General features: G+C 70.7%; 9 protein-coding genes, 5 tRNA genes and 6 pseudogenes. 6 read left to right on the top strand and 14 right to left on the bottom strand.

The genetic code is table 11. The features are described from left to right. Positions 1 to 213: 213 nt before the first annotated feature. The 13 genes and pseudogenes from RBJ77_RS20565 to RBJ77_RS20505 form a co-directional block, all read right to left on the bottom strand. Positions 214 to 287 (bottom strand) — tRNA-Glu (locus RBJ77_RS20565). A gap of 39 nt (positions 288 to 326) precedes the next feature. Then, positions 327 to 398 (bottom strand) — tRNA-Gln (locus RBJ77_RS20560). Between the two features lie 31 nt (positions 399 to 429). Then, positions 430 to 503 (bottom strand) — tRNA-Glu (locus RBJ77_RS20555). A gap of 63 nt (positions 504 to 566) precedes the next feature. Beyond that, positions 567 to 639: transfer RNA gene (locus tag RBJ77_RS20550), tRNA-Glu, on the bottom strand. Positions 640 to 681: 42 nt separating this feature from the next. After that, positions 682 to 753: transfer RNA gene (locus RBJ77_RS20545), tRNA-Gln, on the bottom strand. A gap of 89 nt (positions 754 to 842) precedes the next feature. Beyond that, positions 843 to 1,549 (bottom strand): annotated as a pseudogene (locus RBJ77_RS20540) (HAD family hydrolase). A 47-nt stretch (positions 1,550 to 1,596) separates the two neighbouring features. Further along, on the bottom strand, positions 1,597 to 1,941 hold the full coding sequence (locus RBJ77_RS20535; protein WP_372346379.1) for a DUF4241 domain-containing protein: 345 nt from the start codon (positions 1,939 to 1,941) through the stop codon (positions 1,597 to 1,599). 378 nt (positions 1,942 to 2,319) lie between these two features. Next, positions 2,320 to 2,577: a hypothetical protein gene (locus tag RBJ77_RS20530; protein ID WP_372346374.1), complete on the bottom strand. Its 258-nt coding sequence runs from the start codon at positions 2,575 to 2,577 to the stop codon at positions 2,320 to 2,322. After that, positions 2,574 to 2,729 (bottom strand): hypothetical protein, encoded by a 156-nt coding sequence (locus RBJ77_RS20525; RefSeq protein WP_372346382.1) that lies wholly within the window; start codon positions 2,727 to 2,729, stop codon positions 2,574 to 2,576. Before RBJ77_RS20525 ends, RBJ77_RS20530 begins: the two co-directional genes overlap by 4 nt. Before the next feature lie 152 nt (positions 2,730 to 2,881). Then, a pseudogene (locus RBJ77_RS20520) lies at positions 2,882 to 3,571 on the bottom strand (glutamate--tRNA ligase family protein); the annotation flags it as partial. Then, positions 3,540 to 3,743, bottom strand: a pseudogene (locus RBJ77_RS20515) (hypothetical protein); the annotation flags it as partial. The pseudogenes RBJ77_RS20520 and RBJ77_RS20515, both read right to left, overlap by 32 nt. A 58-nt stretch (positions 3,744 to 3,801) precedes the next feature. Continuing rightward, on the bottom strand, positions 3,802 to 4,035 hold the full coding sequence (locus RBJ77_RS20510; RefSeq protein WP_372346378.1) for a fumarylacetoacetate hydrolase family protein: 234 nt from the start codon (positions 4,033 to 4,035) through the stop codon (positions 3,802 to 3,804). After that, on the bottom strand, positions 3,935 to 4,243 hold the full coding sequence (locus RBJ77_RS20505) for a fumarylacetoacetate hydrolase family protein (protein ID WP_372346373.1): 309 nt from the start codon (positions 4,241 to 4,243) through the stop codon (positions 3,935 to 3,937). The genes RBJ77_RS20510 and RBJ77_RS20505 overlap by 101 nt, the downstream gene beginning before the upstream one ends. A 68-nt stretch (positions 4,244 to 4,311) precedes the next feature. On the opposite strand from RBJ77_RS20505, the gene RBJ77_RS20500 reads away from it, so the two are divergent. Then, positions 4,312 to 4,530, top strand: coding sequence for a hypothetical protein (locus RBJ77_RS20500; protein WP_372346372.1), 219 nt, complete (start codon positions 4,312 to 4,314; stop codon positions 4,528 to 4,530). A gap of 176 nt (positions 4,531 to 4,706) precedes the next feature. Here the strand turns inward: RBJ77_RS20500 and RBJ77_RS20495 are convergent, their stop codons facing one another. Further along, a complete protein-coding gene (locus RBJ77_RS20495; protein ID WP_372346381.1) occupies positions 4,707 to 4,892 on the bottom strand; it encodes a hypothetical protein in 186 nt (61 codons plus the stop codon). A 767-nt stretch (positions 4,893 to 5,659) separates the two neighbouring features. On the opposite strand from RBJ77_RS20495, the gene RBJ77_RS20490 reads away from it, so the two are divergent. The 5 genes and pseudogenes from RBJ77_RS20490 to RBJ77_RS20470 all read left to right on the top strand — a co-directional run. Beyond that, a complete protein-coding gene (locus RBJ77_RS20490) occupies positions 5,660 to 5,986 on the top strand; it encodes a hypothetical protein (protein ID WP_372346371.1) in 327 nt (108 codons plus the stop codon). A 63-nt stretch (positions 5,987 to 6,049) separates the two neighbouring features. Further along, positions 6,050 to 6,175 (top strand): annotated as a pseudogene (locus RBJ77_RS20485) (hypothetical protein); the annotation flags it as partial. Between the two features lie 238 nt (positions 6,176 to 6,413). Then, entirely contained in the window at positions 6,414 to 6,608 is a 195-nt protein-coding gene (locus RBJ77_RS20480) for a hypothetical protein (protein WP_372346380.1), read from the top strand. A gap of 2,666 nt (positions 6,609 to 9,274) precedes the next feature. Further along, positions 9,275 to 9,724, top strand: a pseudogene (locus RBJ77_RS20475) (roadblock/LC7 domain-containing protein). Positions 9,725 to 9,895: 171 nt separating this feature from the next. Next, positions 9,896 to 10,259, top strand: a pseudogene (locus RBJ77_RS20470) (DUF742 domain-containing protein); the annotation flags it as partial. Positions 10,260 to 10,269 lie beyond the last annotated feature (10 nt).

The following is a 10,269-nucleotide window of genomic DNA, read 5'->3' as shown; positions in this document are numbered from 1 at the left end:
CCGCCGGCCGTCTCTCCGAGGCACTGCGCCGCACCGGCTGATCCACAACTTCCCTTACGTTCCCGCCTGTTCCCGGCCGGTCGCTCCAACGCCGCAGCGACCGGCCGGACTTGTGTCCGGGACCGGCCGGCTTCCGTACGCGCCACGGGAGTTGACCACCTCCGAGACCACGCGAAGAGGCCCTTCCCGCACACGGGAAGGGCCTCTTCGTCTTGTACCCCGACCGGATTCGAACCGGCGCTACCGCCTTGAGAGGGCGGCGTGCTAGCCGCTACACAACGGGGGCCTTGCGGATGAGATCCGCGGTTGCAGATGAGCTCTGCGAGCTGGCCTACCAGGACTCGAACCTAGAATGACGGTACCAGAAACCGTAGTGTTGCCAATTACACCATAGGCCATAGTGGTTTAGACCAATCGTGGTCCAACCCGTACCCCCGACCGGATTCGAACCGGCGCTACCGCCTTGAGAGGGCGGCGTGCTAGAGCCGCTACGCAGCAGGGGCCCCTAGCGATCCTGGCATCAAGGTCGGCGGGAGCTACCCATACCGTCCTCACGAGAGGATCTGTACCCCCGACCGGATTCGAACCGGCGCTACTGCCTTGAGAGGGCAGCGTGCTAGGCCGCTACACAACGGGGGCTTTGTGGACCTGGGATCCACGGTTGCAGATGAGCTCTGCGAGCTGGCCTACCAGGACTCGAACCTAGACTAACGGAACCAGAAACCGTCGTGCTGCCAATTACACCATAGGCCACCGAAACTCAATCCCCTGAGGGACTTTGCTTGGCTTGCGCTTCCGGGCTTCGGCCTTTCGGCTCGCTCCCCTCGGCGCAGGGAAGAACATTACCTGAAGGTGTCCGGCGCTCCAAAACGGGTATCCCGCGCCAGCAGCGGGGGCAGCTGGTCAAGCCCCGTGATGCGGACGAGTTCGGGCCGGCCGCCCAGTCCCAGGCGGTCCAGCCAGATGCCGGTCAGGCCCGCTTCGACCGCTCCGCGGGCGTCGGTGTCCGGCTGGTCACCGACGTACGCGACCTCCTGCGGCGCCAGGCCGAGCTCCTCGCAGACGGCGTGGAAGGCGGCCGCTTCGGGCTTGGCGACGCCGAGTTCGGCCGCACAGACGACGGCCTCGAAGCGGTCGCGGACGCCGAGGACGCGGAGCTTGCGGTCCTGGTTGTGCAGCGAGGAGTTGGACAGGACGGCGTGCCGGTAGCCGTCGGCGAGGGTGTCGAGGGCCGGGACCGTGCCGGGGAACAGGCTCCACGCCGACTCGTAGTGCGACGCAGATAACGGGCGAAATCCAGGGCGTCGGCCTCCGCGTCCTGCAGCTCCTGCCCCACGAAGCCGCGCACCCGGTCCCCTGCGCTGCCCCTCCTAGCTCCTGCCTCGCCCGCCTCGAAGCGGGCCCATCTGCGGGTCAGGGCCCGCCAGGGCGAAGGGCCTGCTGACGGTGCCAAAGCCGTCGAGCAGGCCCTCGGAGGTGAGGTGGGCGCGATACCGGCCGTGTCGGCCGTCGCGTAGTCGAAGATCGTGTCGTCGACGTCCCAGACCATCGTGCTTTGATCGGCGTCCCCCATGGGACGACCGTCAGGCACGTCGGTCAGGCCTCGCCCTCCCCGGGATCACGGCGAGTCCGTGACGAAACGGGCGACGGCGCCCGGTCGCTGGTGCGGCCGATCCAGGGTGGTAGGCGCCGTCGCCAGCCGGAGCCGAACGCGGCCAGGGTGTGGCCCGTGGACGGCGACGTGATCAGGTACGGGCCGGGGGCGTGGTCGTGTTCCTCGAAGGCGTCCCAGAGCGGGCCCCTCGTCGCCCACTCGCACCGAGAGGCGCCGTCGGACTCGGCGTCGTAGAAGCAGCCGGTGCCGGCGTCGACGCCGTAGCCGTAGAACCTCGTCGTCGGAGAGTTCGGCGAGGTCCGCCGGGCTGGAGGGCGTGCTCCCAGGTGACGACCGGTTCGTCGCGTACGACCGAGGCGGCGGCGGCTGACGCTGCTGTGACGGGGTGCCGCCGGTCTCGTCGGGGTCGGCGAGGGCGGCCACCGCCGCCTCGACGCGGTAGCGGCCGGCTCGACGGTGACCGTGAACGGCTCGCTTCGCCGGCGCCGAGCGCCACGAACGGGTCGCAGGCGACGAGCGGCCGGAGGGCAGGGACAGCTCGCCGGCCGGACGGACGTCGATGGTGCCGATCGTGCCCGTCTCGTACGCGAAGGTGTGACCTGGGGTGAAGTAGCGCGTGTAGTCGCGCGGACATCGGCATGGGTCGGGCCTCTCGTTGCGTACGAGCGGAACCCGTGCGGGTTCCGCCTCTGGTGGCGCTGTGGTTATCCGGCGAGCTTCGCAGGGGCCGCGTCGATCCGGGCCAGGGTCTGCTCGCCCAGGATCTCCAGGGACTCGAAGAGCGGCAGGCCGATCGTACGGCCGGTGACGGCGACGCGGACCGGGGCCTGGGCCTTGCCGAGCTTGAGGCCGTGCGCCTCGCCGGCGGCCAGGCACGGCCTCCTTGAGCGACTCGGCGGAGGACCAGTCCGGCGGCGTCGAGCTTCGCGGGCCGTGGTCAGCAGGGCGTCGGAGCCCTTCATCGCGCCTTTGTCCAGCTCGGCTCGTCGAAGACGGGCTCGGGCAGGAAGAGGAAGTCGACGTTGTCCGTGATCTCGACAGGACCTTCAGGCGGGTCTGCGCGTGCGGCGATCGCGGCCCACTTGGCCTCGTCAGAAGTCCTCGGCAGGCCCACGGCGCGAAGGGGACTTGAGCCACGGGGGCGCAGCGCTCGGCGAAGTCCTTCGGGTCGAGCAGGCGGATGTGGTCGCCGTTGATCGACTCGCACTTCTTGAGGTCGAAGCGGGCCGGGTTGGGCTGGACGTCCTTGACGTCGAAGGCCGCCACCATCTCCTCGATCGAGAAGATGTCGCGGTCGGCCGAGAGGGACCAGCCGAGCAGCGACAGGTAGTTGAGCAGGCCCTCGGGAGGAAGCCGCGCTCGCGGTAGAGAGTTCAGCGACGACTGCGGGTCGCGCTTGCTGAGCTTCTTGTTGCCCTCGCCCATGACGTACGGGAGGTGGCCGAACTCGGGCGTGAACCTGGCGATGCCCAGGTCCGTCAGCGCCTTGTACAGGGCGATCTGGCGGGGGGCGTGGAGGAGAGCAGGGTCCTCGCCGCGCAGGACGTGGGTGATCTCCATCAGGGCGTCGTCGACCGGGTTGACGAGCGTGTGAGAGCGGGGCGCCGTTCGCGCGGACGATGCCGTAGTCCGGCACGTTCTCCGGCTCGTACGTGATGTCGCCGCGGACCAGGTCCGTGAACGTGATCGTCTCGTCGGGCATCCGGAAGCGGGTGATGGGCTTGCGGCCCTCCGCCTCGTGTAGGCCTGCTTCTGCTCGGCGGTCAGCTCGCGGCAGTGGCCGTCGTAGCCGGACGGCTTGCCGGCGGCGCGGGCCGCGTCGCGGCGGGCGTCCAGCTCCTCGGTCGAGCAGTAGCAGGGGGTACGCGTAGCCGCCGTCGACGAGCTTCTGCGCGACGTCCTGGTAGATGTCCATCCGCTGGGACTGGCGGTACTGAGGGCGTGCGGTCCGCCCACCTCCGGGCCCTCGTCCCAGTCGAAGCCAGCCAGCGCATCGCGTCGAGCAGCTGCTCGTACGACTCCCTCGCTGTCGCGGGCCGCGTCGGTGTCCCTCGATGCGGAAGACCAGGGTGCCCTGGTTGTGGCGCGCGAAGGCCCAGCTGAACAGGGCGGTGCGGACCAGGCCCACGTGCGGGTTGCCGGTGGGCGAGGGGCAGAAACGGACACGGACTGCTGGAGCGGATGCGCTAGCCACGCTTGACAACCTTGTTGGTGAGAGTGCCGATGCCTTCGATGCTGACGGCGACCTCGTCGCCGACGCTGAGCGGGCCGACCCCTTCCGGGGTGCTTCCGTGAGGATGACGTCGCCGGGGAGCAGCGTCATGGCCTCGGAGATGTTCTGCGATCAGGTCCGCGATGGGCGTGATCATCTGCGACGTGCGGCCGAGCTGGCGCTGCTGGCCGTTGACCGTGCACTGGATCGTGAGGTCCGACGCCGCCGCGACGTCGAGGGTCCGTCTCCACCCAGGGGGCCCAGCGGGCAGAGGTGTCGAAGCCCTTCGCGCGGGGCCCACTGCTTCTGCGCTTCTGGACGTCGCGGGCGGTCACGTCGTTCGCCGCGGTGTAACCGAGGATCACGTCGTTCACGCGCTCGGGCGGGACCTCGCGGCACATGCGGCCGATGACCACGGCCAGCTCGGCCTCGTGGTGGGAGGTCCTGCGAGAAGGACGGGTACTGGATCTCGTCGCCGGGGCCGATGACCGAGGTCGACGGCTTGAAGAAGGCGAAGGGGGGCGTCCGGGACCTCGTTGCCCAGCTCCTTGGCGTGCTCCGCGTAGTTGCGGCCGAAGGCGATCACCTTATTCGGGAGCACGGGGGGCAGCAGCCGGACCTTGGTGAGCGGGACCTGGTGCCGCTCAGCTCGAAGTCGGCGAACGGGATGCCCTTTGATGATGTCGAGCACGAGCCCTCGTAGGACCCGGGGGACTCGTCGCCTTCGACCGCGCCGAAGGCGACGTTCCCTGTCGATGGAGAATCTGGCGATGCGCACGGGTGGCTGCGCCCTTTTCTTGCCGATGGGCCCGGGTGGGTTTGACCGGTCAAGGCTAACGCGGCGCGTGGGGCGTGGTCCGTCGTGGCGCTCGCGCCGCCTCAGGCGGCCGGGGTGATCTCCGGGGCGACCATCAGGATGGTGCGGCGCGGGTTGGCCGTGTTCGTGGGGGAGCGTGGCCGAGTGTTCCGGGACGGCGGGCGCGGCCTGATCTCGTCGGCGTCCTTGAGGTGCGCCAGCGTCGTGCGCCGCGGGTTGGCAATGTTGTGGAACATCATCGTCTTCATGACTGCGCTCTGGAACCTTTTCGGTCGTGTGCTCGGTTGTCTGGTGGGCCATCCTGTAAAGCGTCAGGTTAAACATCAGATTCCCCGCCGAAAGCCGGGAAGTTGCGATCCTCGCCATGTGAGTTTGCCTCACGAAGGGCCTCGCAAGGGGGCAGTTCGGAACGCCAACCCGGCGCTCGAGACGGACATTGCGTACCTGAAAGCGCCATTCCGCTCCCGATCATGGCGACTGGGACACGGGCCGTACCTGGAAAGTCCAGCATTGCCCTTTTTTCCCTCTAGATCACTTTCTACGTCTCGTAACACTCTCCTCACGCCGCGTCACAGACGGCGCGGCGCAGGCCTCGGGCCTTGTTGAGATCCTGCACTGTGCTGGAATCCCTGGGACCTGTCGCGTGGATCGAACCGGCGCACGGGGGCAGCGAAGCAGCGCCCGGCCGGCGGCGAGGGAGGGGAGACCAGCGCCGGTCACTCACGACCACAGGGGGCGTTTCAGGGTCGCCCCTCGAACTACGCCGACACCGTCTTGTCCGGCGCATGCGGGGGCAGGGCGCCTGGTCCAGAGGTTGCGACGCTGGTGCAGGGACGTAAGAACAGGGATGGCAGCGCTGCGGCGGAGCCGGAGCCGCGCGGCGGGACCGGCCCGATAGCCGGCGGTTCCCAGCCCCCGCACGCCCAGAGTCCGGGCGCACCGCGTCCGTCGACGCCGGGGAGCGCGACGGGCGCTCCAGCTGTCCGGGGCCGCGCCTCGCGTCGTCGCCGGCCCGGTGAAGAGCAAGGGATCGACGGGTCCCGGCTCGCGAATAGCCCCTGCGCAACTGGCGCATCCTCGACGCGTCTGGTCTCGCTGCTCGCGCTCCCCGTGGTCGCCGCGCACCTCGCTGGGTGCGCTGCGCATCGCCGAGTCCCTGAACGACATCGAGCAGCTCGACAACATGAAGCTGCTCACCGAGATGACGAAGCAGGCCACCGACCTGGCCTCGGCGCTCCAGGAGGAGCGCGCACCAGTCGGCCGGACCGCCGTCGAACGACCCCAAGGCGACCGGCGACTTCAGCATCAAGTCCGCGCGCGAGAAGACCAACCGCGCCCGTGACACGTTCCCTGCAGAGCACCACGGACATCGAGGGCGACGGCCAGTCGGGCAGCTCTGCGCGGTGTGCGGGAGCACGCCGTCCAGATCGCCCACGAGCTGATCACGCTCAACACCATCCGGCAGGACGCGTACGCCAGCAAGACCAACTCGTCGCAGACGGTCGAGGCGTACGGCCGCATCGTCGAGCAGCTGCTCTCGCTCTCCACCGACATGGCGCAGGCGACCAGCAGCCCCGAGATGATCCAGCGCACCCCGTGCCCTCGCCGCCTTCTCCTCCGCCAAGGAGTACGCCCTCCGAGCAGCGCGCCGTCATCGCGGCCGCCCTCCCGCCGAACCAGCTCCACGGTCGGCAAGCTCGGAGACCGACCGGCGGTACGCGCAGTCCGCGTCGGACAACCAGGACTCCCAGCTCGACTCGTTCCGCAGCGTGTACGGCAACGTCGCCGCGGCCGAGCTGCTCAAGCCGCTCGACGAGAACAACGCCACCATCAAGGCCGCGGACACCTACGCCGAGCGCGTGCTGTCCAAGCCCGAGGGCATCACGACCCAGGACAAGCGCTCCTACAAGGACTGGGTCGACGCGGACAGCTCCCGCATCCAGGAAATGGGCAGATCAAGCTGACGCTGCTCAACCAGATGGAGCAGGAGCCCGCGAGCTGCGGAACGCCTCCGGAGCGGTCCGCCATCATCAACGGTGCGCTGATCCTGCTCGTGCTGGGCGTCTCGCTCGTCGGCGCGTTCGTCGTGGCCCGCTCCATGATCCGCTCGCTGCGCCGCCTCCAGGACACCGCGACCAAGGTCGCCCAGGACCGCCTGCCCGAGCTGGTCAAGGAGCTCTCCGAGTCCGACCCGCAGGACGTCGACACGTCCGTGGAGTCGGTCGGTGTGCATCGGGACGAGATCGGCCAGGTGGCCGCGGCCTTCGACGACGTGCGCACCGCGAGGCCGTCCGCCTCGCCGCCGAGCAGGCCCTCCTGCGAGGCAACGTCAACGCGATGTTCACCAACCTCTCGCGGCGTTCGCAGGGCCTCATCCAGCGCCAGCTCTCGCTCATCTCCGAGCTGGAGTCGCGCGAGGCCGACCCGGACCAGCTGTCGTCGCTGTTCAAGCTCGACCACCTCGCCACCCGCATGCGCCGTAACGGTGAGAACCTGCTCGTCCTCGCCGGTGAGGAGCCCGGCCGTCGGTGGACGCGGCCCGTGCCGCTCGTCGACGTGCTGCGTGCCGCCGCGTCCGAGGTGGAGCAGTACAGGCGCATCGAGCTGGCCTCCGTGCCCGCCACGGACGTCGCGGGTCGCGCCGTCAACGACCTCGTGCACCTGCTCGCCGGGCTCCTCGAGAACGCCACGTCGTTCTCGTCCCCGCAGACCAAGGTCAAGGTCACCGGTCACGCGCTGCCCGACGGCCGGGTGCTGATCGAGATCCACGACACCGGCATCGGCCTCTCCCGAGGACCTCGCGGCGATCAACGAGCGGCTCGCGTCACCGCCCACCGTGGACGTCTCGGTGTCGCGCCGCATGGGTCTGTTCCGTGGTCGGCCGGCTGTCCCAGCGCCACGGCATCCGCATCCAGCTGCGGCCCTCCGACTCCGGTGGTGACCGCGCTGGTCATGCTGCCCGTCGACGTCGCCCAGGGGGCGGCAAGAAGGTTCCCGGCAAGCCAGGTGGCCCGGGCGGCTCCGGCGGTCCCGCCGCCGCGCAGGCGCGCCGCCGGTGCCTCCGCCGCCCGGCGCGGTGTCGCCCCGGGTGCCGGGGCCGGCGCGGCCGGACGGCCCGCCGCCGGTCCGGGTGCGGCACGGCCGCAGGTCGGCGCCGGGGCCGGCGGCCGCGCTGCGGCGCTGCCCGCCCGTGACGCAGCCCCGCAGCAGGGTTTCCCGCAGAACGCCCAGCAGAACCAGCAGCAGAACCAGCAGCAGAGCCCCCAGCAGCGCGGCCCGCAGAACCCGCAGCGTCCGCAGGCGCCCGGCGGCCCGACCACCGGTGGCCTGTTCGGCGCCGGTCCGCAGGGTCCCGTCCCGCCGCAGCAGCGCACCCACAACGACCCGGCCGAGCAGCAGAACCAGGGCGGCCGCCGTCGGTGCTGCCGCCGCGCGGCGGTCCGCGTGCCGAGCTGCCGGGCGGCAACCCGCAGCCCCGCGTGCCCAGTTGGAGCGACGAGAACGCGCAGCCGCACTCGACCGCGCCGCGCGGTCACGACGAGAGCGACTCCGTCGGCTCCACCTCGCAGTTCCGCGGGTCCCAGGACCGAGCGGCAGGGGCCCGGCTCCACCGCCGAGTTCGCCCGCCCGGACTACGACGCGCCGCTTCGCCCGCGCCCCGGCAGCCGCAGGCTCCGGCGCAGGACCAGGGCACCGGCCAGTTCGTCCGCCCGGACGTCTTCTGGCGGCGCGCAGAACGGTGGCGCGCAGAACGGCGCCCCCTGCACAACGGCGCCCAGAACGGCTTCCGCGACAGCGGTCTGCCGGGCCACCAGGACCCGTCGGGCACCGGCCAGTTCGAGCGCCCGCCGCCGCGCCCCAGGCCCCGCAGCTCCCGCAGACTCCGCAGAACCCGGCCGACACCGGTCAGTTCGCGCGCCCGCAGAACCCTTCGGGCACCGGTCAGTTCGAGCGCCCGCAGGCCCGCGCCAGCGCGGCGACCAGGATTTCCCGCCGTCACCGCCGCGCCCGGCCGACCACGGCCAGGGTCAGGGCATCGGCCCAGCCCGCGCAGCAGGACTACCTGCCGCCGGCCAGTGGGCCGGGCGACGGCCGCACGCCGCTGTACGACACCCTGCCAACTGGTTCCACGGCCAGCAGCCAGCAGGCCCAGGCCCAGCCGAACCAGGGTCCGGCCCAGCAGGGCCAGGCCACAACCAGGGCGGCCGGCGACGCTGCCGCAGCGCGGCGCAGTCGGCCGCCCGCGGCACGCGCGCCCCGGTCCCCCGCAGCGTCCGCGGGCGCGCCGCGGCGCCGCAGCCAGGCCGCCGCTCCCAGCGGGGGCCGGGACTCCAGGCCAATTGGCGGCAGTCCCCGAACGCGACGAGCTTGATGCGTCCAGGCCGAGCGGGTGCGCCAAGCCCGCCGCGGGCGGCGTCACCGTCTCGGGTCTGCCCCGTCGTGTCCCCGGGCGAACCTCGTGGCGGGCACGGCACAGGAGCAGCAGCAGAGCGAGACCGGTCCTCAGGTCTCGCGTGCGCCCGACGACGTACGCGGACGGCTGACTCTAATCTCGTCGGGGTATCCAGCAGGGCCGCGACGCCGGCACAGAGACAGACCGGCAGCTACGCACTCACCAGCAGGGCGTTGGTTGAGCCAGATGGGCCAGGCGGCACAGGAGCCTGAACTGGTTGATCACCAACTTCGTGGACAACACACACCGGGTGTCTCGCACACGGTGGTGGTGTCCGCGCGGACGGCCTGCTGCTCGCGCCATGGCGCGGGCTTCGCGCGATCGCGCGGACCAGCTCGCGGCGGTGGCGCGTCGGGGCTGACCTCGCTCACGGCCGGAGCGTCGAGAGGTCTCTTCGAGGAGCGGGCCGGTGAATCAGACGGTCGTGGAGATGGAGCGCGGCTTTCTCTTCATCATGTCCGTCTCCGACGGATCGTCCCTGGCCGTGCTCCGCGCGCACCCAGGGTGCGACATCGGCTCGTCGGCTACGAGATGGCGCTCCTCGTGGACCGGGCGAGCCGTGCTCACCCGGATCTCCGCGCGGAGCTGCAGGCAGCCTCTTGCACTGAGGCGGGTGACGGCCGGTAACCCCGGCGACTCGCACAGTCTTACGCATCAGTAACCCCGGAAACCAGAAGTCACGTCATCACATCCGTGCGTCACAAACCCCCACCGGCCCACCCTCAGACGGCGAGCCCGACCCGCCGTCCCGCCCGGAGGATCCATGACCCGCCCACCGCCTCCTGGCCGTACGGTGCCATAGCGCACGACGATACGGTCCAGGGCGACAGCCGCTGGTCCGCCCCTATGCGATGACCGGTGGCCGGACCCGGCCGCGCTACCGGCTCGCCATCGAGGCGCTCGTCTCCACGACCGCCGACCCGGCGGCTAGTTGACGCTGCTCGAGCACCAGCGCATCTGCCACCTGTGCCGCGAGGGGTGAAGTCGGTCGCGGAGGTCTCCCGCGCTCCTCTCCATGCCGCTCGGTGGCAGGCTCGGATCCTCGTCGCGGACCTCGCGCGCGCCGGGCTTCGTCGCGATCCACCAGCCGGGTGGCGGCGAGAACGACGGCGGTGCGCCGGACGTGACTCTGCTTCTCGAAAGGGTGCTCAGTGGACTTCGCATAGCTCTGA

Origin of the sequence: Streptomyces sp. KL116D (genome assembly GCF_030766975.1) — a bacterium.
Classification (GTDB): domain Bacteria; phylum Actinomycetota; class Actinomycetes; order Streptomycetales; family Streptomycetaceae; genus Streptomyces; species Streptomyces longispororuber_A.
Note: the sequence above shows the minus strand (reverse complement) of the source record. Positions and strands in the feature narration are given on the sequence as shown.